We start from the raw sequence: 23375 nt of genomic DNA, 5'->3' as shown, positions 1-23375 counted from the left end.
TTAAAACCCTAATTCTTTGATACTCAGTTATAGGTTTTTAGCCCCTTCCCTTGTAGGGAAGGGGTTGGGGTTAGGTTCCAAACTCGACGTTTCTTAATGCGCTAAACTGTGAAACATAAGTATAATCTCGTATTATTATTCTTAACTTATGGAACCAGTAACCTTAACAGCCGTAGGAACTGCGATCGCTACTATAGTTTTAACTAAGGCTTTAGAAAAAACAGGCGAAAAACTGGGGGAAGCTGCATTAGAAAAAAGTAACGAGTTAATCGCCAAGCTACGCCAGAAAAATAAGCTGCCCTCGTCGTTGGCGAATACGTCACAGGAAAACACACAGCAGGCGTTAGATTATGGTCAAGCTGTGTTGGAATTGAAAGCCGCAGCCGATACAGATAACGATATTGCTCAATCAGTGCGCGAAGTAGAAGCAGCCGTAAATGCTGATCCCCAAGTAGCGCCAAAAGTTGAGGCTTTAGCAAATGACCTGAGATCCCAACCAGCAGGTGTGATCAATAATGCAAAGTTAGCTGAATCTATTGAAAAATTAAAATTAGTGCAGGTAGGTACTAACTATGGTGGTATACACCTCTGACTACAGTCGCCCGGACAGGAACGGGTAAAGTCAAATCCTGAAATACCGCAAAATTTACCCCTGAGTGGTGTGGTGAAATTTGTGGGACGCGATGAAGAACTGCAAAAACTCGACAAACTATTGCAAGAAAATAACCAAGTAGCCATTGCAGCTATTTTGGGAATGGGTGGACTGGGTAAAACAGAACTCGCCTTGCAATATGCTATGACTCAGCGCGAAAACTACAAAGGTGGACTGTGCTGGTTACAGGCGAAAGTTGAGAACTTTGGCGTTCAAGTGGTGCAGTTTGCCAGAACTCAGCTTGATTTAAAGCCACCAGAAGATTTTGATTTACCTGCACAAGTACAATACTGCTGGCGGAATTGGCGTGAGGGTAATGTGCTGCTGGTGGTGGATGATGTTACAGATTACCAGCAAATCAGACCTTACCTACAGGGCGCATCTTCCAGATTTAAAGTGTTGATGACTACGCGCAAAAAGTTGGGTGCAGCCATCAAGCAATTATCTTTAGATGTATTACAACCAGATGCAGCCTTGGAATTGTTACGGTCTTTGCTGGCAGAAACACCAGGGCGAATTGAGAGAGAATTAGATGTAGCAAAACAGTTGTGCGAATGGCTGGGGTATTTGCCTTTGGGTTTAGAGTTGGTGGGGCGATATCTGGCGCGGAAGCAGGATTTGTCTATATCGAAAATGATGGGGCGATTAAAGGAAAAGGAAAAGCCACTAGAACAACTTGCACTTGTGAACCCAGAAGCCGATATGACAGCACAATTGGGAGTGCAAGCCGCCTTTGAGTTGAGTTGGCAGGAATTAGCAGAGGATGATAAGTTATTAGGCTGTGTACTCAGTTTATTTGCCGCCGCACCCATACCCTGGGACTTAGTAGAACAGTGCTTAACAGAGAAAGATGAGGATGAGTTAGAGGAAATTAGAGACGATAAATTATTGAATCTGCATCTACTCCAGCGCAAAGGAGAGGGAATCTATCAACTACATCCCCTACTGCGGGAATTTTTCCAATCAGAGTTTAAAGGTTTAGAGCAAGCAGAGGAATTTAAGGGATGGTTTGCTCAGGTAATGGTAGCAGTTGCTAAACAAATTCCTGAGACTCCTACCCTTGAGGAAATTAACGCTGTTTCCCTTGCCATACCACACATAGCTGAAGTAGCAAACAATCTCATTCAATACGTCAGTGATGAAGATATAATTTCGCCTTTCGTCGGCTTGGGTAGATTTTATGAAGGACAAGGGTTATATACCCAAGCCGAACCTTGGAGAACACAGTGTTTATCAACAGCACAACACCGCTTGGGAGAAAATCATCCCGATGTCGCCGCCAGCCTCAACAACTTGGCAAATCTCTACGAATCCCAAGGAAAGTACGACGAAGCCGAACCCCTTTTTCTCCAAGCTTTAGAACTCAAACAACGCTTGTTGGGATACAATCATCCCTCAGTCGCCACCAGCCTCAACGACTTGGCATATCTCTACTATTCCCAAGGAAAGTACGATCAAGCCGAACCCCTTTTTCTCCAAGCTTTAGAACTCTATAAACGCCTGCTGGGATTAGAACTCTATAAACGCCTGCTGGGAGACGATCAAGCTGAACCCCGGTATCTCGAAGCTTTAGAGTTCTATAAACGCCTGCTGGGAGATAATTATCCCGATGTCGCCATCACCTTCAACAACTTGGCATTACTCTACGAATCCCAAGGAAAGTACGACCAAGCCGAACCCCTGCATCTCGAAGCTTTAGAACTCAAACAACGCTTGTTGGGATACAATCATCCCTCAATCGCCACCAGCCTCCACAACTTGGCATATCTCTACTATTCTCAAGGAAAGTACAACCAAGCCGAACCCCTGTTTCTCCAAGCTTTAGAACTCGATAAACGCCTGCTGGGAGACAATCATCCCCATGTAGCCACCAACCTCAACAACTTGGCAAATTTCTACAAATCCCAAGGAAAGTACGACGAAGCCGAACCCCTCTATCTCCAAGCTTTAGAACTCTATAAACGCCTGCTGGGAGACAATCATCCCGATGTCGCCATCAGCCTCAACAACTTGGCTAAACTCTACTATTCCCAAGGAAAGTGCGACCAAGCCGAACCCCTGTTTCTCCAAGCTTTGAATATTTTAGAGCGAAGTTTAGGAGGGAATCATCCTAATACTGTGAAAGTGCGTGAGAATTTAGCAAATTTGCGCGATTCTCTCTAACGAGAACACGAAAATTTACCTTCCCAACCGCATCACTCTAGCTTTTATCTCCAAGTTTCGTGCTTTGAACTCAAAGTTTCATGTTCAGAACCCGAACTTTCGTGTTGCAAACGAGAATGTTCCTGTTTCCAACTAAAGTATTCTTGTTTCCAGTGAGAACATTCTTGTTCTAAACAAGAATGTTCCTGTTTCAAACGAGAACTTTCCTGTTTCCAGTGAGAATGTTCTTGTTCTAAACGAGAATGTTCTTGTTCTGAGGTCAAATGATGGTGTTTTGAAGGTGTAGGGGCAATACCGTTCGGTTAAGATATCTCTTCGTTGAAGCAGCAGGGGAGCGGAGGAGCAGAGGGGCAGGGGAGAGGTTACTGTCAATTCTCCCTTGCACCCCTGCACCCCTGCACCCTTGCTTACCTTGACGAGTAAGTTCCTTATCCGAACCGTATTGGGTGTAGGGGGAGCATAATCAAGTAAATATACAAGTGATATGTGGAGTATAACGGGTTTGCTTTGAGAGTGGCGATCGCTTGTCTATAAACTTAAAACAAACACTATGACCGATCGCTTTGATACTCAAAGTATAAATCTAAGTACGCTGGCGTTCTGCCCAGTGGAGGCGATCGCTAATCATTGTCATCGTGCAGAGTATAATTAGCTTGCTCCAATGCAGGCGATACCCACGGTAAGCTATGCTAACGCTGGTGTGGAAAAAATCAGCTACGATAAATCAAAGCAACTTGGATACTTCCAACTTCAACTGACTGTGGCAAAGATGTATCAATGACAGTAGAAACTCTTGAAAGTCATCTATTAATTCTCGAAGACGACCAAGGTCGTAAAGAATTTTCTTTAGATCAACCTTTATACTCCATTGGCAGAGACAAAGAGTCTAACATTCGTTTAGTGTCGCAGTTTGTATCTCGTCGCCATGCTACATTAGTGCGACTGCCAAAAAATAATAATAGTTATTATTACCGGATTGTTGATGGTGATGGTAAAGGTAAAGCAAGCGCCAACGGTCTGATGATTAATGGTCGCAAAATCCCAGCCCATGATTTAAAAAATGAGGATGAGATAGTTTTTGGCCCGAAAGTACGTGCCATTTACTACTTGTTAAAGAATACCCAGCGTTCAGGACAAACAGACGCTAGTGAATATGACATCACGCTTATTAATCCTGGTATGACTGAGGATGTAGAAGAACTATGAATTTCTGACTTGATGAGCATTATCCACCCAAATTGTTATACGGTGGGCGCTGCCCACCCTACAGATACTACAGATACTTAAATTTTGGCAATGCTCAAACTGGTTTTTAGCATTACTAATTACCAACTCCACAGATATCAATTTTAAATTTTGAAAAGCGATGTTAGCCAGCCAGACTTTCGAGAAGATGCCAATGGCGGCTACGTTCAATAGACTCTTTAACAAGTTCAAATACTTGCCGACAGTGATTATCCAAGTAGATGGGTAATTCTTCATTTTTAATCACGATACTCATCCGGCTTTCTGACTCAGTAGCCGTTGATTTATCAATTAGTACTTCCACTTTCACTAATTTAGGAAAAGGAACAGTACCAGGAATCTCACGCGCCAAAATGTAATCAGGTGTGTGGTATTGAATTTCTAAATCACAGTCCTGTAACAAGTCTAGAAGTAATGGCTGGAGATAGTCAAAACGGATAGAAATCACAAATGAACACGTATAGCGAGCCATAATAGCCCCAAGCCCCTTACAACACTCCGTCCATCCTATAATATCGAAGTAGCAAAACGGCAAGTAATTATAAGTTCCTTAAACAAAAATGCTGATTTTAGTGGGGGGTAAATTCTATTGAAATGCTTGGCTACAAAGGGATAGAGGTTTTGGTAATAGGTAATGGGTAATGAGTAATTGGATTCTTATCGATTACCCTCTGTTAAAGTGGTGTTGGCAACTAATGTATGTTTTTATACGAGCAATAGGTGAAAATGAAAGGCGAAGTGAATGAAAAAAGGTGTTTCAGAATTTTTTGCGGATATAGACTGCGCCAATAGTCATGGCTACAAGCTGCATCCAGTAGGCTAGGCTTGGTTGATTGACTCCCGTCGGGGGGATGTTTAAACTACCAATGCCATAGAATAACTGTTGAACATACCACCATAATGAATAGAAAGAAGCTGGTAATTCAATGGGAATATAAATAAGAATTAACGGTAAAACAGTGTCTATTTTAACCTGATGAAACTTGATTATATAAGCCCCCAAAACCGAGGCGATCGCTCCATTTGCACCAATAAGTGGTACAGTCAAATTTGGTTCAACGATAATCTGTGCTAACCCGGTGACAATGCCAGCAACCAGATAAAATCCTAAATAGCGCTGATGTCCTAAAATATTTTCTACTGCTTTACCAAAGACCCATAAAAATAACATATTCCCCAATATTTGGCTAAAACTGCCGTGGAGAAATATAGCAAACAACAGAGAAAATAAACGCCCAAACACCACTACCAAAGCCGCAGGATTTATCAGTGCATGATTAAGTGCTGTACTAATCTGGGATGGGACTAAACCCCAAGTGTTAATGAAAGCACCTAATTCACCACTCAGTTCTAGTTTGATTTCCCAAAGGAAGATAACAATATTAATACCAATTAACCAATAATTAATAATCGGTCGTTTGCGAAAATGTAAGTTATCACTAATAGGAATCATTAAATTTGTTAGTGGTCAGTTGTCAGTTGTTAGTGGTCAGTTGTCAGTTGTTATTAGTTCTTCCCCCATACTTCCTGTTTCTTCTCCCCGCACCTTAAAGAATCTGTGGCAAGATTGGAATCAGACACAATGCACTCAAGTAGGTAAACTGGATGCTGGGAAACACACTTGTTGGAAGATACCAAATTATTAGCCACTTGGGAGGAGGGGGATTTGGTGAAACTTTTGTAGCTTGTGATACTCATTTACCAGGAATACCTAAGTGTGTAGTCAAGAAACTCCAACCCCAAGCAAATGATCCGGCTACCTTGGAGATAGCCAGGCGATTATTTGATACAGAGGCGCAAGTTTTATATAAATTGGGAAGTTGCGATCGCATTCCTCAACTTTTGGCTTATTTTGAAGAAAACGCAGAGTTCTATCTGGTACAGGAATTTATCCCTGGTCACGACCTGAGTCAAGAGTTAACGCCAGGAAAAGTCTTAACTCAAGATGAGGTGACAATACTATTACAAGAGATTTTGACCATCTTAGAATTTGTCCATCAGCAAAATGTGATTCACCGTGATATTAATCCGCGAAACTTACTCAGGCGACAGGATGGTAAGTTAATTCTCATCGACTTTGGGGCAGTGAAGCAAATCACCACCCAAATAGTGACCCCTACTGGTGAAAATAAATCTACTGTGATTATTGGTACACCAGGTTATATACCTGGAGAACAAGCCCAAGGTAATCCCAAATTTAGTAGTGATATCTATGCTGTGGGGATAGTTGCAATTCAAGCACTGACGGGATTATTACCCCATCAACTAGAACATGATACTGATACTCATGAAATTATCTGGCAAAATCATGCTCAAGTCTCATCAGATTTTGCCAGATTTATAGACAAAATGGTGTGTTATGATTTCCGCCAACGCTATGCTGCGGCGACGACTGCATTACAAGCACTCACAGAATTAAAAAAACCTGCTTCTGATACGATCGCCATCACTCCCACTTTACCACCTACCAAACTTAGATTTCATCACGCTAAAAAAAGTGTATTCATCAAATTATTATTAGCAATTTTATTAATTAGTGCGACTGGTACAGCTTCGGTATTTGTTGTCAATAGTATTAATAGTAATAATGCTACAGATTTAGCTAAACAAGGTAATACTTTTTTTGAATTGCAACGATACAAAGATGCCTTATCTGCTTATAAAAAAGCGGTTGATATCAGACCAAATTATGCTCCTGCTTGGTATGGCAAAGGAAAAACTTTATTTCGACTCAAGCAATATCAAGACGCATTGACAGCTTATGATAAAGCCATTCAAATCCAACCAGATTATGTAGAAGCTTGGAGTGGTAGGGGTTTTAGTTTGCAAAGTTTACAACGTTATGCAGAAGCGATCGCCTCTTTTGATAAGGCTTTACAACTCAATGAAAATTATCCAGAAGTCTGGAATGCTAGAGGGGAAGCTTTTAGTAGTTTAAAACAGTATAACCGAGCGATTAAATCTTATGATAAAGCTATTGAATTTAAATCAGATGCTTATGAGAGTTTTTATAATAAGGGATTAGCTTTGCAAAGCATGAAAGAATATAGTGAAGCCATAAATGCCTATAATAAAGCCATTGAAATTAAATCAGATTATGAGAGAGCTTGGTATAATTTAGGAAATTCTTTAGTTAATCTAAACCGCTACGAAGATGCTTTTAAGGCTTATGATAAGGCGGTACAATATAAAACAGATTATGCTATAGCTTGGTTATCAAGAGGTAATGTCTTGATTATTTTACGACGCTATCCAGAAGCAATTGAGTCTTTTAATCAAGTTATAAAATTTAATCCTAATAGTTATCAAGCATGGTATGGAAAAGGTTGGTCGCAACATCAGAACCAACGCTATGCAGAGGCAATAGAATCTTATAAGAAAGCGGCAACAATTAAGCCTAGTAATTATCAGGTTTGGTATAGTTTAGGTAATTCTCAGTATATTTTACAGCAATATCAAGAGGCGATCGCATCCTATAACAGGGCAGTGCGTTACCAACCAAAGCATATTGAAAGTTGGTACAGTCGGGGTAATGCCTTATTTAGTTTAAAACAATATCAGGATGCGATCGCCTCTTATGAACAAGCCATTAAACATAAACCAGATTATAGCCAAGCAATTAACGCTCGTGACGAAGCCCAGCGTCAACTCCAAGCTGCAACACCAAAACCTGTAGTTATCCCAGTCATGCCTACTCCTGAATTTACTAATCCTTCCCAAGAGGATTAATTTATTATCTGTGGTAATGGGTAACTGGTGAAATAAATTATAAAATTTTATCTGCAATGGGATAGAGTATTAAACCACATCAAAAACAATTTAGAGACAATATACTTATTAGTTAGTACCGTTTTGTTTAAGTTGCACATATGTTTAAATGATCCATTAGCTGGGTGTATATTCTTACTAAATAAATTAGCTACATTGTAAATAGTAAATACGGAAAAATTGTTATTTATAAATCTGCCAAAATGGCAACTTAAAGAATAATGGTTAAGTTATCTTTAACGGATATCAACCAGATTAAAACTTTTGTTATTGCAGTCTACCGAGTATTTTAAAAGCATTATCTCTTATATATAAAATCTGACTAGGAAAGTGTATGAGTAGCACATCAAGCTCACATACTGAGAATATTTTCCTTCATCATAAAGTTCATATACCTTTAAACCCATCATGCTCACAGCTATTTGTACTTTATTTGAAGGTGATTACCACTACGGTGTGGGAAACCTGGTAAATTCTCTCTATAACCACGGTTTTCGTGGTGTAATTTGGGCAGGATATCGGGGTAATTTACCACCTTGGACTGAATCTGTTAAAAATGCTGAAGACTATCAGGAATTTACTGTTGCCCAGGATTGTGTAATTCGGTTTATTAAGTTAGACACTTACAAGTGTTTTACAAACTATAAACCAGATTTCATGCTCCAACTCTGGGAAAATTATTGCCCAGAAACAGAAGCAATATTTTATTTTGACCCTGATATTGTCAATAAAAGACGTTGGGCTTTTTATGAAGAGTGGGTTGGTCGAGGCATTGCTTTATGCGAAGATGCCTATGATTATATGCCTGCTAATGATCCTAATCGCATTGCTTGGAGGGAACTAGCAGAGCGCCACGGTTATCATTCTCTTCGGGAACTAGATAGATATTACAATGCAGGTTTCATCGGAGTAAAACAGAATCAAAAAGATATACTAGTATTGTGGAAAAATTTACTAGAAACTTTTGAATCTGCGGGATATTTTGACCTCCATAATTTTCATCTTTATTCGGAGCAATATCCTTATTTTTTAACTGATCAATGTGTTTTGAATTTAGCAGTAACATTGTCTCATGAACCCCTGAGTACTGTCAGCCGATTGGGTATGGATTTCGGCAATGCTAGTACTTATCTGATGTCCCACGCATCAGGGGCAGCAATCAAGCCGTGGCGCAAAAAACTGCTTTTAAAAGCTTTGGATGGTGTTCCTCCTAGCTTGACTGATAAAGCTTATTGGCAACATACTCAATCACCAATTCAACTTTATCCAAGACGGTCATATTTGACGAAAAAAATTGAGTTACGCTGTGCATCTGCTATTGGGCGCTTTATCAGGCGTTCTTAGTTTAATTAGTCAACAGTCAACAGTCCATAGTCCATAGTCATTAATTCTTCCTCTAGTCTCCTAACTCCTGTTATCAATTTGCGCGCGTTGTAAACTGCCGGAAAAGTCTACGTAAACGCTTTTCCATTCTGTGAACACATCTAAAGCGGTGGTGCCAGCTTCCCGGTGTCCGTTACCGGTTTGTTTGACACCACCAAAAGGCAGGTGTACTTCTGCGCCAATGGTGGGGCCGTTGATGTAGGTAATACCGGCTTCGATGTCGCGCATGGCAACAAAGGCGCGATTGATGTCACGGGTGTAGACTGAGGAGGAAAGACCATATTTGGTATCGTTAAGGATAGCGATCGCCTCCTCAAAGGTGCTAACCTCAATCAATGCTACTACTGGCCCGAATATCTCTTCACGGGCAACGCGCATCTGTGGGGTAACGTTATCTAAAATAGTGGGTTGAAAGAAGTAACCCTGTTGTAATTTTCCCTCGGTGGCAATTTCTCCTCCGATTAAAATTTTGGCTCCTTCCTCACGGGCTATATTCATATACTCATGTACCCGTTGCAACTGTCGGTTATTAATTATCGGGCCGATATCTGTCTCAGGCTCAGTACCAGCACCCAAGCGTAATTGGCTGGCACGTTCACGCAGCATAGTTGTAAATTTTTCTTTGATGTCACGATGTAAAATTAAGCGGCTGGTAGCTGTACATCGTTGCCCTGTTGTGCCGAAGGCTCCCCACAATGCGCCATCAAGGGCAAGTTCTAAATCTGCATCTTCCATCACCACTTGAGCATTTTTACCGCCCATTTCCAAACAGACGCGCTTGTGGGTACGTCCGCAAGTCTCGCCAACATACGCACCAGTGGCGGAAGAACCAGTAAATGAAACTAAATCAATATTTGGATGTTCGACTAAAGCTTTCCCCGCTTCTTCTCCGACTCCATGCACCAAGTTAATTACACCTGGTGGTAAACCGGCGGCGGCGAAAATCTCAATTAATTTTGTGGCACAGGCGGGGGTGTCTTCCGCAGGTTTGAGAATTACCGTATTACCACAAACCAAAGCTGGCATTGCTTTCCAGCAAGGGATGGCTACGGGGAAGTTCCAGGGAGTAATTAAAGCACAGACTCCGATGGGCATTCGCACGGTCATGGCGAACTTGTTGGGCATTTCGGATGGTGTGGTTTGCCCAAACAATCGCCGTCCTTCACCAGCGCTATAAAATGCACAGTCAACACCTTCCTGCACATCGCCCCTAGCTTCAGTTATGGGTTTACCCATTTCCCGACTAATTAACTGGGCTAGTTCTTCTTTATGTTGGAGTAATAATTCACCGACGCGGAAAATATATTCGGCTCTGGCTGGTGCTGGGACTTTGCGCCAATTGCCATAGGCTTGACGGGCGGCGGCTACGGCTCTATCTACATCGTCAGCCTGGGAACGGGGGAAAGTAGCAACGATTTCACTCTTATCCGCAGGGTTGTGACTGTTGAGGGTGGTTTCTGTGGCGGCGTTTAACCATTGACCATTGATGTAATTTTGGCAGTTTAGGGGAGTTTTCATATAAATTTAAAATTCAAAATTTAAAGTTAGAGAATTTATGATTCAGCACTCACCACTAATTTAAGGTACTAATGCCAAAACTCCCACTGGCGAACCTGAGCCACCGCGTAATCTAAGGATTGCGATCGCCAGATTACTACCTTTTGCTGGTAGTTGATGCAAATTTGTCAAATTTTCTAATACAATACCTTGTCGCGCCAATACTAAGCGGTTGGTAGCAAAACTGCTATCTTGTCCAGGGTCTACGCCATGAGTATCAATCCCTACACCTGCAATCTGTCGCTCATTCAAGAGAAATTGGGTTGCATCGCTACCAAAACCCGGAAAGTGCATGATTCCTGCGGCATCTTGGTTGAGAAAAGCGTGTTTATCAGTCCACTTATTTTGCCAACCAGTATGTAATAACACTACATTACCAATAGGAATTTCACCGTATTCTGCTTCCCAGGCGAAGATATCATCAATTGTGAGTTTATAATCGGCGTTGACTGCTGCTGTTGCCTGTATATCTATGACTACCGCCGGCACAATCAACGACTGAGCCGGGTATTGGTCAATTCCTATACCTGCTTGATAAAAACTATTAGGAGCGTTGATATGAGTGGCGCTGTGTTCCCCGATGGCGAAGCGCCGTAGATAATAGCCATCATCTGGGAGTTGGGCAACAGTGGTAAATTCAACTGGAGGGTCGCCAGGCCATTGGGGAATATCTGGGTCAATTATATGACTTAAGTGAATCACGCGGGAGTATGCGATCGTTTTTAGGCTTGACACTTTAATCACCCACTTCAAAAATTTCTCACCATCAGAACCCACTACTTATACCAATTCAATTAATGATTGCAATACATCCTTAGATGAAGACGCGATGAATCGCGTCTCTACAAATGGCTTATTTTGAATTTTGAATTGATTCATTTGTCCCATTCTTTTTTCCAATTGGTATTATCTTGGCAGACTCTATCGCCCAGGAGTTTGGCATGATGGCAGTTCTTCTAAAACCTGTCGATGGGCTATCAGGTAATTATTCAGTAAGTTACAACCAGTGTGTAATAAATTATCGAAGTCCAAATCCCAGAAAATGATGGTTTTGTCACCACTGGCGGTAGCTAACTGTTTACCATCGGGGCTGTAGATGATGCTTCTCACCCAATCGCTATGACCAGTCAGAGTTTTTAGGACTTGACCACTGCTGACATCCCAGATTTTAATTGTGTTGTCACGACTGGCGGAAGCTAATTGTTGTCCATCGGGGCTGTAGGCGACGCTTCTTACCCAATTGCTATGACCGGTCAGAGTTTTTAAGGGCTTACCACTGCTGACATCCCAAATTTTGATGTTATCACTGGCGGTAGCTAACTGTTTGCCATCGGGGCTATAGGCAACGCTTTTGACTGAATCCTGATGACCAGAGAGAGTTTTTAGGAGTTTACCACTGCTGATATCCCAAATTTTGATGGTTTTGTCGTCGCTGGCGGAAGCTAACTGTTTTCCATCAGGGCTATAGGTGACACTCCTTACCCAACTGCTATGACCAGAGAGAGTTTTCAGGGGTTTACCACTGTTGACATCCCAAATTTTGATTGTTGTGTCACCACTAGCGGAAGCTAATTGTTGTCCATCGGGGCTGTAGGCGACACTAATCACCCTATCTTGATGACCAAGGAGAGTTTTTAAGGGTTGACCAGTGCTGACATCCCAAATTTTGATGGTTTTGTCGCCACTTGCGGAAGCTAATTGTTGTCCATCGGGGCTGTAGGTGATGCTTCTGACCCAATCACTATGACCAGAAAGAGTTTTGAGGGTCTGACCAGTGCTGATATCCCAAATTTTGATGATGTTGTCACTACTACCGGAGGCTAATTGTTTTTCACTGGGACTGTAGGCGATGCTGATAACAGAATCACTATGACCGGAGAGTATTTTTAAGGGTTTACTGATGCTGACATCCCAAATTTTGATGGTCTTGTCACCACTGGCGGATGCTAATTGTTTGCCATCAGGACTGTAGGCAATACTATAGACTGAATTGCTGTGACCGGAAAGGGTTTTTAGAAGTTGACTACTGCTGACATCCCAAATTTTGATGGTCTTATCACCACTGACAGAAACTAACTGTTGTCCATTGGGACTGTAGGCGATGCTATAAACAGGCTGGTCATGACTAGAGAGAGTTTTCAGGAGTTGACCATTGCTGATGTCCCAAATTTTGATGGTCTTGTCGCTACTGGCGGAGGCTAAATGTTTTCCGTCGGGGCTGTAAGCAATACTAATTACCCCATCACTATGACCAGAAAGAGTTTTCAGGAGTTGACCACTGTTGATGTCCCAAATTTTGATGGTCTTGTCTCGACTGGCGGAAGCCAACTGTTTTCCATCGGGACTGTAGGTAACACTTCTCACTGCATGACTATGGCCAGAGAGAGTTTTTAGGCTTTTACCACTGTTAATATCCCAAATTTTAACTGTCTTATCATCACTGGCAGAAGCTAATTGTTGTTTGTTGGGATTATAGGCGATGCTGATGACGGAATCACTATGACCGGAGAGGGTTTTCAGCGTTTTACCACTGTTGATATCCCAAATTTTAATTGTCTTATCACCACTACCAGAAGCTAATTGTTGCCCATTGGGACTGTAGGCGATGCTGATGACAGAATCGCTATGACCGGAGAGGGTTTTTAGGAGTTGACCATTGTTAATATCCCAAATTTTAACTGTCTTATCACCGCTACCAGAGGCTAACTGTCGTTTTTGTGGGGCAAAGGCGACACTACTCACCCAATTTTCATGACCTGCCAAAGTATTCACCTCTGTGGCACGATTTTCTTTATATTCATTGGGCTGTAAGTAGATAGCTCGCTGTAAAGTTGCCGCAGTTTGTATTGTGGCAGAACTTTTTTCTCTCTCCCACGGTGTACCCTTGAGTTTGTTAGCTGCTTTTAGTGCTTCTATCAAAGCATCAGGGTATTGTTTAGAGACAAAAAAAGCTTCTGAAGAATTATTCAAGGCGTTAATTTCGTTAATTCCAGCACTAATTTCGGCGTTTTGTGTCTGTTTTTTGGCTTCATTTGCTAACTGCACTGCTAAAGCGGTTAAAACAACAATACCTATACCCACAGCCACTGAACTAAACAAAGCACGTTGCAGAAAGCGATAAAGTTTGGCTTCACTTAGTTTTCTTTGCGCTCTTTCTTTGTCTAGTTCCGCCATTACCTGTTTTAATTTCTGTTGTTGTTGCTGGCGGATAAAGGCTGCTAAATAGTCATGCACCAGTTGATAACGGTCAGTGGGTTTTTCTGGGAGCAACACAACTAAGCCAGATTTGACGAAAATATCTAAAACTAAATCGAATTGCTGGAGATTTAAGATTTGCTCCTTTCTCACAGCCTTTTGTGAAGGTTTTGGCGTAATTTTGCCTTGTTTTTGCCTTGGGGTTGGGGAAATCCGCCCAGATTCCACATCGTAAGCAGAGAAATATTGCTGAAAATCCCGTTCTAATTCCCCCCGTGTCTTTAGGGGACGAGTTCCTCTTTCATCAGTCAGCGAATACAGCAAAAACTCCGCTAATTGCTGATTTTCTTCACCGCAGTCATGGATAACCTCATTTAAATAATGCTGTACTAAGTCTTGTTTTGTGCCGAAACGCCGATATTTTTCTAGGGTGGTGATATTCTCGGTTTGTAATTGCGCTCCTACAATTTGCAACTCAATGGGGCGCACTTCACCCAATTCTCCTGCTAAGTCTTCTACCAGTGCATCTATTAAATTAGGTTCTAAGTTAAAGCTAGTATTTGCAGTGAGACGCTGGATAATTGACTTTGTATCGTCGGGGGAGAAGTTTCCCAACTTATAAAGCACGTTGTTACTGAGAATGTCATTACCAATAATCTGAAATTCCGGCAAATCATTACATTCCAGCAAATAATGGATGTAATCTACCCGCAACGATAAAATAACTTTCACTGAAAGAACGTGCAGACATTCTCCCAGAAACTCAAAGAACTGTTTTCGTTGTCCAAGTTCGGGGTAAACGAAGAAAAATTCCTCAAATTGGTCAAAAACTAACACTGTGCGGAGGTTGTGTTGTTCGTTTTCACGCAACTTGGCGATGAGTAATGAGGAGAGGAAGGAAGAAGAAAGGGGAACAGTAGGTTCTGAACTGGAATGTTGAGGTTCTACTTCTCCTTGTCCCCCATCCTTTATCAAAATGCGCGTCAAATCTTGCAGCCAGTTGGTGTAAACACGCATAACGACGACTAAATTATCTTGCACACCAATGGCTTTTTTCTTTAAAGCGGGAACTAAACCTGCATTAATCAGGGAACTTTTACCCACGCCCGATTGCCCATGAATGACTATCAATTTATAATCAGGGCGACCGACGCGTTCTATTAAACGTTCTACATCTAATTGACGACCAGATGCAGCAATTTCTAAGGCAATATTATCTTGTAGAGAAGTTGTAGGTAAGGTTTCTAAATGTGTTTGCTTACGTGCTTCTAATCTTCCTGCACCAATAAAAGCTCGCAAGCCAAATTGTTGTTCAATGGAAAGCGACTGCTGTTTAATTTCATAGGCTGCAAGATATTTTTTTTGAGTGAAATAAAAATTATGTAAATAACTGAGAATATGCAGATAAAGTCTGACATCTTCTTGAGGATTTAACCTATTTATAGCATCTTCTAAGTTGGCGATCGCCTGGGGGATTTGCCCTAAATTATATTGAGAGCAACCCTGAATAAATCTATATAAGCTTAATTCTGGTGCTGAAAGTAGATTCTCTGATTTATTGACTGATATAAAATCTAATGCTTGGTTAATTAATTGATTTGCCTGTCGCCAATTTTCTTTGGCTAAAGCCACCTCGGCTAAACAAGCATAATTCCTAGCAATTTCTCTATGATTATTATTTGCTTGATGAATGACTAAAGCTTGTTGGGATAGCTTTTCCAACTGTTCCCAGGCGTTAAGATTACGTAAAATAGTAGCTAACTTACAAAGAGATTTAGCAATTAAATCTGCACGTTGAATCTGGTTAACAAAATCAATATATTCTTGAATATAACGCCGCGTATTATTCCAAGATATATGATTGATGTCTTGATATTTATAACTTTGAATATAATAACAAAAAGCAATCTCTAAAAGAATAAATTCTTGAGGTTCGATTAAATCAAGTTTTTGCCATAAACTACCAGCTTGGTGATAATATTCTAGCGCGGCTGAAATTTCATTGATATTCTTATTAGTTAAGCCCAGTAATGATAATAAATTAGCCGCTAATTCTGAATCATCTATCTGTCTATCTATAAATAAATCTCTTTGGGCTGCTAATAACTCAGTTTCTAGCTTTAGTGATTCATGGAGAGTTATTTTAGCTTGTTCATGTAAATATTGATGAGCCGTTTCAGTAATAAAATCCGTTAATTGTTGTTTGTCAATAGCGAAATTTTTCGTAACTGCCCAACTTTCTAAATCAGGTGCAACTTGAATTAATTGTTTATAGATTTCATCATCAATCCACAACACCAAAGGGAAATGAAAATGCTGGCGGAATTCCTCGCGCACTTGATTGGCTGAACTTAACATCACTGCTAAATCCTGCACTTTTTCCAAACCAACAACCATCACACAGCCAAGAATCTCTGCGCCAAACTCATCCCGAATGGCAGTATAGAGGGTTTTATCAGATTGCTGTACTTCCAAGACATAAATTTCCGCTTGGCAAATTTCTTGTAATCTTTTGATTAAGCGATCGCGTAAGCTGGCATAATTACACCGTGCCAAAATCAACTTAAACTGTCCCACAGAAGCATCAATCGCCCAAGCTAATTGTTGCGCAGAGCGATCGTTATTTACTAAATCATTTGTCATTGGTCAGAGACGCGATGAATCGCGTCTGTACAATTGTCATTACTCTTTTTTTGAATTTTGTAGCTTTAGCTTCCCGTAGGGTATTTTGAATTTTCATTCCCCCATTTCCTTTGCACCAATCAAAATGGGATTGACATCAAACCAAGACTCGCCGCCATCTCGATATTCAAAGACAAAACGGCTACGGATGAGTTTTTGGTAGCCGTGGTCATCGCTGACTTTTTTCTTGTGTTGGACGTGGCGTAATAATTGCCATTCTTCTTCAGAAATTGGCAAAATCATTTCGTTGCGACGGGAACGAATAACTTGTTCTAAAGTATTGCGGGTGAGGGGAAGCGCCATTTCTTCCATAATCCAGCTATTCAGAAGCCGCAACAAGTCGCGCACATGACCACCACTTAAGATACATAAACGCTCTAAGGTATCAGCACTATCAAAAACCTCAGAAATTTTGTCTCGGCGTTGTTCTGGTTGCAAGTCAGGAAAGGCTCTGGCTAGTACCATCTGTTGCATCAGTTCCATTCCTTGCTCATGCACCCTACCATCAGGCCAATGTAAGGGAACCATCGGTAATACTTTGGGGTCTTCGGGAAAGCGCTGAGTCAGCATTCCATAATCGTTGGAAAATTTGAGAGACAGGGGCATGGTGTAGACTAGATGACAATTTAACTTAGTGAGATATTCACCTTGGTCTACAAATAAATATTCTTGTTGGGGACGACCCCAAGACTTAGGACGGTTATCTATGCGGTCGAGGTTATCGACAATGACAACTAGACCATTTTTACCTTGTTGTTTGAGTTTAGCGATCGCCGGTTGCAATAATTCTTGATTAATCGCTTCTAGCAGCTTGATTTTTTGCGGTGCGAGATATTGATTGATTTTCTCTCGCAGTGTGGGGTCGCTTTTAATTTTGGTGGTGATTTCACCAATACCTACAGATAAAGATAACTTTGCTGGCTCTACACTAACACCAACCTCACCCACTACGGGAACCTTGGCTTTAATCCCCGTTACCTCAGAGTTTAAAACCTTCCATGCACCTAGTAGCAAATCATTAAATTTGTTAGTCTCCCCCAGAGTAATTTTATCTAAACTTTGGCTCACACGCCGAGCGATCGCCAACAACACATCAGCGATATCAACATCGGTCATTTCTAAGTCATCACTAGACTCAAAATAAACCACATGAAAGCCTAACTTTTCTAATTCTGCCTGTAAGCGGATGAGTTCTGTCGATTTACCACAGCCGATATGTCCTGTAAATAAAGTGCAGGTAGGTTCATCTGGCTTAAAAAAGGTAATCTTTTGTTTGAGCTTACCGATAATATCGCCGCCACGCACCGAGGAAAAATCAATGTAGTACTTTTTATCTGTGTCTTGATTGAGAAATAGAGTCCGACTAGGGTCTGTAGCTTGAAAAAAACCCCGTAAATCTATAGTCATATGTTTAGTAATCTAGTTATTCTTGTAACCCTGCATAACCGTGATTACCAAGATATTAGTACTAATAGCAATTCGTAATTCGTAGTAATTCGTAAAATTAGCGTGAGTTCGATAAATTCGGAAGAACACCTCTCCATAGCTTGCTACTCTACGAGTTCTCCGCAGGAGTACCCCTCCCCAACGCGGGGAGAGGCTTAAAACCATGATTATTTGGTAATCAGTTATAGATTTTCAGCCCCTTCCCCTACAAGAGAAGGGGTTGGGGTTAGGTTCCGTCGAATTCACTTTAAAATTAGCGCAAAAAGCTAAAACCTTGATTTGCGGGAGAAACCAAGGTTAGAGTATGGGTGTTAAATTTTGCTAAGTGCGTTATGGTGTCATCTTTAAGCTACTAACCCAGAACGCAAAGCACGTACAGCAGCTTGGGTACGGTCATCAGCGCAGAGTTTATTCAGAATGTTGCGGACGTGGGTTTTAACCGTACCAACGGTAATATAAAGTTTCTCCGCAATTTGACCGTTGCTACAGCCAGCAACAATCAACTCTAGAATTTCTAATTCCCGTTGTGTGAGGGGGTAGGTTTCTAATACTTGTTCGTATTCAGAAGGTAGAGCCTCAATTTTGACGGTTTTGGGCTTATCAGATGATTGGCTCTCTCCGGGGATGCCTTGGCGCATCTTCTGTAATACTACATTAGCGATCGCTGGATCAATCCATGAGTTGCCGCCAAAGGTCGCTTGAATTGCTTCTGTCAGCCTACTAATGCTGGTTTCTTTCATGTAGTAAGAGTCTGCCCCAGCCGCAAAAGCCGCCAGTACTGCATCTTCGGTATGATCCATTGTCAGGATCAGAATCTTGGTGTGGGTTTGCCCACTCTCAGCTTGATAACGCCTAAACTTGCGAGTGAGTTCAATCCCATCCATGTCCGGCAAGCCAATATCTACCACCGCTACATCCGGCTTCGCCGTTTCCAAAAGTTTCAGTCCTTGAGTGGCATTAGCCGCTTCACCTATTACTTTGATGCCAGTGTTGGCCTGTAACGCAGCTCTTAGCCCCATTCTGGTTAAGTCATGATCTTCAATTAAAATAATGCTGATTTCACTCATCGTTACACTCACTCTTGTCTAATTGCTTCTTGCAAACTAAGCTATTTTTTCAGTCACTTCTATTATTTTCCCAAACCAAAGATAGATGATATCTTGATGCGCCTGCATCCACCGATAGAAATAATAAATCTATTTTTTTTGGGTCTAGATAGAGATAAAAATCTGGCTATAGATATATCGCTATTTTACAAGAAAATATAGAATACTGTGACAACTTATTGTTTTTGACAGTGGGAAAACTCATCTTTGCGGGAGTAAGATTTTAAATTTAATTTCATCTTGTGACAAAGTATTGTCAACATTCTAAAAGTAAGGTAGGAAATATTAATAGATGAAGAATTTAAATCAGCAATATATATACGAAGTCTGATTACTCAGATCCCCGACTTCTTGAAGAAGTCGGGGATCTTGTTTAGAATTTTTATGAGGGATGTTTGTATGATAACTACGAGCAATCAAACAACTCCAGAGAGCGATCGCCACCCTGAAAATATAGCAAAAATGGCTCCCGTTGGCATATTTCACGCAGACATATCGGGTAATTGTCTTTATGTCAACGAGCGTTGGTGTGAAATGTCTGGTCTTTCTAAAAAACAATCATTGGGTCGAGGTTGGCAAGTAGCTATTCATCCAGATGATTTGCAACTTGTAGAAGTGCAAGCCCAGTTTATTTTGTCAAGACAGAAGTCATATAAAACTGAGTTGCGCTTACAAGATCCTCAAGGCAAAATTACTTGGGTACTGTCAGAAGCAATAGCAGAAATTGATGAAGATGGGCGGATAGTCGGCTATATCGGCACAGTAGTCGATATTAGTGAACGTCACCAGATAGAAGAAGCATTGCGTGAAAGTGAAGAACGATTCGCAATTATGGCGAATAGCGCGCCTGTGATGATTTGGATGTCAGGACTAGACAAACTCTGCAATTTTTTTAATCAAGGCTGGCTAGACTTCACAGGACGCACAATGGCAGAAGAATTAGGTAATGGTTGGGTAGAAGGGGTGCATCCAGAAGACCGAGAACGCTGCATTCACACATATACTACAGCCTTTGAGCATCGAGAAGTTTTCATGATGGAGTATCGCCTAAAACGTTTTGATGGTCAATATCGCTGGATTTTCGATACAGGTACACCCAGATTTAATTCAGATGGTAGTTTCGCTGGTTACATAGGTTCCTGTGTTGATATTAACCCACGTAAGCAAGTCGAAATTACACTCCAACAACGAACCAAACAACTGACACGCTTAAACACTATCCTGGCGAAAACTACCACGTTGTTGCAACAACGCAATCAAGAATTAGACCAGTTTGCTTATGTTGCATCCCATGATTTAAAAGCGCCTTTACGGGCGATCGCTAGTTTATCAGAATGGTTAGAAGAAGACCTCGCCGACCAGCTACCTGAGGAAAATCAACATCAAATGCAGTTGTTACGGGGTCGGGTGCGGCGTATGGAAGCTTTAATTAATGGTCTACTGGAATATTCGCGTATTGGCCGCGTCCACACAGAATTAACACAGGTCAATGTGGACTCATTACTCAGGGAAGTAATCGACTCGTTGCAACCACCAGCAAGTTTTCAGATTCAAATCCAGCCAAAAATGCCTACTTTAGTTACAAAGAGAGTTCCCTTACAACAGGTGTTCGCTAACTTAATCGAAAATGCAATTGAACACCACACAGGGGTCGATGGTAGGGTGAAAATTTCGGTGCGAGATTTGGGGCAATACTACGAATTTAGTGTGGCAGATGATGGCCCTGGCATACCTGTAGAATATCACGATAAGGTTTTTGTAATTTTCCAAACCCTCGAACCGCGCGATCGCAAAGAAAATACGGGAATTGGGTTGGCGATCGTCAAAAAAATTGTCGAGACGGAAGGGGGTTCCATTAATTTGAAGCCTGTCTCTGGGCCTGGAAGTACATTTCGTTTTACTTGGCCTAAACGTTCTCTTGAGTAAAATAGCTCAAGCTTATGGTACACAATGATTTTCTCCAACTCTCACTAATGGGTGAGGACGTGCGTTCAGTCGCTCTTTTACAATTGGGTTGAAGCTTCACTCAAGTATTGTATTTTACTTAGTAAAAGCTTAGTCTGCAAAAGCACTCAGCATTTGTATAGTACTAATTACTAATTCATGAATAACTATTCACGAATTAGCTAGCCTCCCATAAAAAGCATAGTTTAAATACAAAAAATGCAGGAAAGAGTGATTAATATACTATTAGTGGAGGATGATGAAGTTGATGTTATGAACGTCAAGCGAGCATTCCAGAAAGTTAATATTACTAATCCTATTTACTTAGCAGATAATGGCTTAGAAGCTCTAAAGATTTTGCGTGGCAATCACACTCAAACGCCAAATTTTCCTCATGAGCGTCGCCTAATCTTGCTAGACTTAAATATGCCTAAAATGGGTGGTATTGAATTCTTGCAAGAATTAAGATCCGATCCCCAACTACGACTGACTCCTGTAGTTGTGATGACGACATCAAACCAGGATAAAGACCGTGTAGAAGCTTACAACTTAAACGTTGCTGGTTATATCCTCAAGCCCGTCACATTCTCTAGTTTTGTAGAAATAATAGCAGCACTCAATAAATATTGGGTATTCTGTGAAATGCCTTAGTCCGTCTAACAACAGATTTTGTGAACAGAGACTATTGTAGTTTCTAATAACATGAATTATGCCCTATTAGATTGATATAAGCAAAACGAGAAACACTAATTTTTATCTTTGATAATGAAAATCAGACTTGCTCAATTCAAATATAAAAATTAATAAAGACTATATTCAAGAGGCTCAAAGTTTTTAGTTGAAAAATTTGAAACCAGAAATGTTTGAAATCAACCTGTATTTGGCAGCAAATATAAAAACCGATGGAAGAGACGCTAAAGATTTTGGTTGTAGACGATGATGAAGTAGACCGCATGACAGTTCGCCGTGCTTTGGTTAAAGCTGGGGTACGTATGGAAATGTCAGAGGTAAGTGACGGAAACACGGCGCTCTCTATCTTAAGAAATACATCTTTTGATTGTGCCTTCATCGACTATCGTTTACCCGACCAAGACGGTTTAAACTTAATCGAAACAATTCGTAGCTTAAATATCAAAATTCCTTTAGTAGTTTTGACTTCTCAAGGTGATGAACAAATTGCCGTGGAGTTAATGAAAGCTGGTGCAACAGATTACTTATCTAAATTTAGAGTTTCATCGGAAACTTTAGCTCAAGTTTTACGTAATGCAATGCGGCTTTATCGTGCAGAAATGCAGACTGCTATTGCCTACCAACAACTGAGAGAAAGTCATGAGCAACTGGTGCGAAAAAATCAAGAATTAGAACGACAACGGCAACAAATCCAAATTCAAAACTTAAAACTATTAGAAGCATCGCGGCTGAAATCTCAATTTCTCGCTACCATGTCCCATGAATTGAGAACACCAATGAACGCGATTATTGGTTTTTCTCAGATATTGTTACGCCCTAAATTTGGCAATCTCACAGGTCAGCAAGCCGACATGGTAGAACGGATTCTGAATAATGGCAAACATTTATTGATGCTATTAAATGAAGTTTTGGACTTCTCCAAATTAGAAGAGGGAAGATTAGAACTGAAGCCAGAATTATTTGATTTAACTAAAGTAATTAACGCTGCCGTTGGGGAAATGCGCTCTCTAGCTGAGTCAAAAAAGCTGTCTTTGCTAGTGCAGATTGACTTACAAAATCCTTTGCTAGTAAATGATCCAGTAAGAATTAAACAAATTCTAATAAATTTATTATCTAATGCCATTAAGTTCACAGACTCTGGTAGTATTTGGATCGATGTAAAAGACTTACCAGGAAGTTGGGTGGAAATTAGAGTAAAAGATACAGGTATTGGCATAGCATCTAAAGATTTTAAATATATTTTTGAGGCTTTTCGACAAGTTGATCAAAGCATTACTCGCAAGTATGCAGGTACAGGTTTGGGGTTGGCAATTATCGACTCGTTAGTGCAAATGATGAGTGGTAAAATTATCTTAGAAAGTCAATTGGGAGTAGGTTCAATTTTTACAATTACATTGCCAAGACAATTGCCATTATCAAACTCATCTCTATCTTCATCATCTGTGCAAGATGCGAAAGAAATGATGCAGCCAGATCACAAAGCACACCACCCTACGGCTAAATCCAACCCAGCCCCCAGGAAGTATCATAACCTCAAGTTATAA

General features: G+C 40.9%; 16 protein-coding genes. 8 read left to right on the top strand and 8 right to left on the bottom strand.

Features of this window, described 5'->3' with window-relative positions; genetic code table 11:
• Positions 1–148 precede the first annotated feature (148 nt).
• Positions 149–592 (top strand): hypothetical protein, encoded by a 444-nt coding sequence (locus tag ACM5QX_RS15645; protein WP_414754358.1) that lies wholly within the window; start codon positions 149–151, stop codon positions 590–592.
• A 69-nt stretch (positions 593–661) separates the two neighbouring features.
• Positions 662–2815: a tetratricopeptide repeat protein gene (locus ACM5QX_RS15640; protein ID WP_414754357.1), complete on the top strand. Its 2154-nt coding sequence runs from the start codon at positions 662–664 to the stop codon at positions 2813–2815.
• Positions 2816–2859: 44 nt separating this feature from the next.
• Here ACM5QX_RS15640 and ACM5QX_RS15635 read toward each other — a convergent pair whose 3' ends face one another.
• Positions 2860–3078 (bottom strand): hypothetical protein, encoded by a 219-nt coding sequence (locus tag ACM5QX_RS15635; RefSeq protein ID WP_414754356.1) that lies wholly within the window; start codon positions 3076–3078, stop codon positions 2860–2862.
• A 514-nt stretch (positions 3079–3592) separates the two neighbouring features.
• Between ACM5QX_RS15635 and ACM5QX_RS15630 the strand changes: the two genes are divergently transcribed.
• Positions 3593–4021: an FHA domain-containing protein gene (locus ACM5QX_RS15630; protein ID WP_414754355.1), complete on the top strand. Its 429-nt coding sequence runs from the start codon at positions 3593–3595 to the stop codon at positions 4019–4021.
• A 163-nt stretch (positions 4022–4184) separates the two neighbouring features.
• Here the strand turns inward: ACM5QX_RS15630 and ACM5QX_RS15625 are convergent, their stop codons facing one another.
• Both ACM5QX_RS15625 and ACM5QX_RS15620 read right to left on the bottom strand, forming a co-directional pair.
• Entirely contained in the window at positions 4185–4532 is a 348-nt protein-coding gene (locus ACM5QX_RS15625) for a hypothetical protein (protein WP_414754354.1), read from the bottom strand.
• A gap of 285 nt (positions 4533–4817) precedes the next feature.
• Positions 4818–5513: a rhomboid family intramembrane serine protease gene (locus ACM5QX_RS15620; RefSeq protein ID WP_414754353.1), complete on the bottom strand. Its 696-nt coding sequence runs from the start codon at positions 5511–5513 to the stop codon at positions 4818–4820.
• A gap of 152 nt (positions 5514–5665) precedes the next feature.
• On the opposite strand from ACM5QX_RS15620, the gene ACM5QX_RS15615 reads away from it, so the two are divergent.
• Together ACM5QX_RS15615 and ACM5QX_RS15610 are read left to right on the top strand one after the other, a co-directional pair.
• On the top strand, positions 5666–7789 hold the full coding sequence (locus tag ACM5QX_RS15615) for a tetratricopeptide repeat protein (RefSeq protein ID WP_414754352.1): 2124 nt from the start codon (positions 5666–5668) through the stop codon (positions 7787–7789).
• A 447-nt stretch (positions 7790–8236) separates the two neighbouring features.
• Positions 8237–9172, top strand: coding sequence for a hypothetical protein (locus ACM5QX_RS15610; protein ID WP_414754350.1), 936 nt, complete (start codon positions 8237–8239; stop codon positions 9170–9172).
• Positions 9173–9232: 60 nt separating this feature from the next.
• Here the strand turns inward: ACM5QX_RS15610 and ACM5QX_RS15605 are convergent, their stop codons facing one another.
• From ACM5QX_RS15605 to ACM5QX_RS15585, 5 genes are all read right to left on the bottom strand, one after another.
• Positions 9233–10729, bottom strand: coding sequence for an aldehyde dehydrogenase family protein (locus ACM5QX_RS15605; protein ID WP_414754349.1), 1497 nt, complete (start codon positions 10727–10729; stop codon positions 9233–9235).
• Positions 10730–10789: 60 nt separating this feature from the next.
• Positions 10790–11503: a cyclase family protein gene (locus tag ACM5QX_RS15600; protein WP_414754348.1), complete on the bottom strand. Its 714-nt coding sequence runs from the start codon at positions 11501–11503 to the stop codon at positions 10790–10792.
• Between the two features lie 186 nt (positions 11504–11689).
• Positions 11690–16606, bottom strand: a complete 4917-nt coding sequence (locus ACM5QX_RS15595; protein WP_414754347.1) for a ribosome assembly protein 4 — start codon at positions 16604–16606, stop codon at positions 11690–11692.
• Positions 16607–16699: 93 nt separating this feature from the next.
• Positions 16700–18052, bottom strand: a complete 1353-nt coding sequence (locus ACM5QX_RS15590) for a P-loop NTPase fold protein (protein ID WP_414754346.1) — start codon at positions 18050–18052, stop codon at positions 16700–16702.
• A 383-nt stretch (positions 18053–18435) separates the two neighbouring features.
• Positions 18436–19158, bottom strand: coding sequence for a response regulator transcription factor (locus tag ACM5QX_RS15585; protein WP_010997909.1), 723 nt, complete (start codon positions 19156–19158; stop codon positions 18436–18438).
• A 438-nt stretch (positions 19159–19596) separates the two neighbouring features.
• Between ACM5QX_RS15585 and ACM5QX_RS15580 the strand changes: the two genes are divergently transcribed.
• The 3 genes from ACM5QX_RS15580 to ACM5QX_RS15570 all read left to right on the top strand — a co-directional run bounded on the left by ACM5QX_RS15580 (position 19597) and on the right by ACM5QX_RS15570 (position 23375).
• Entirely contained in the window at positions 19597–21123 is a 1527-nt protein-coding gene (locus tag ACM5QX_RS15580) for a PAS domain S-box protein (RefSeq protein WP_414754345.1), read from the top strand.
• A 237-nt stretch (positions 21124–21360) separates the two neighbouring features.
• The gene (locus tag ACM5QX_RS15575; protein ID WP_011318375.1) at positions 21361–21792 is read left to right on the top strand and encodes a response regulator; all 432 of its coding nucleotides are present in this window, start codon (positions 21361–21363) and stop codon (positions 21790–21792) included.
• Between the two features lie 251 nt (positions 21793–22043).
• A complete protein-coding gene (locus ACM5QX_RS15570) occupies positions 22044–23375 on the top strand; it encodes a hybrid sensor histidine kinase/response regulator (protein ID WP_414754344.1) in 1332 nt (443 codons plus the stop codon).

This window comes from Anabaena sp. CCY 9910, from assembly GCF_963920875.1.
Classification (GTDB): domain Bacteria; phylum Cyanobacteriota; class Cyanobacteriia; order Cyanobacteriales; family Nostocaceae; genus Trichormus; species Trichormus variabilis.
Note: the sequence above shows the minus strand (reverse complement) of the source record. Positions and strands in the feature narration are given on the sequence as shown.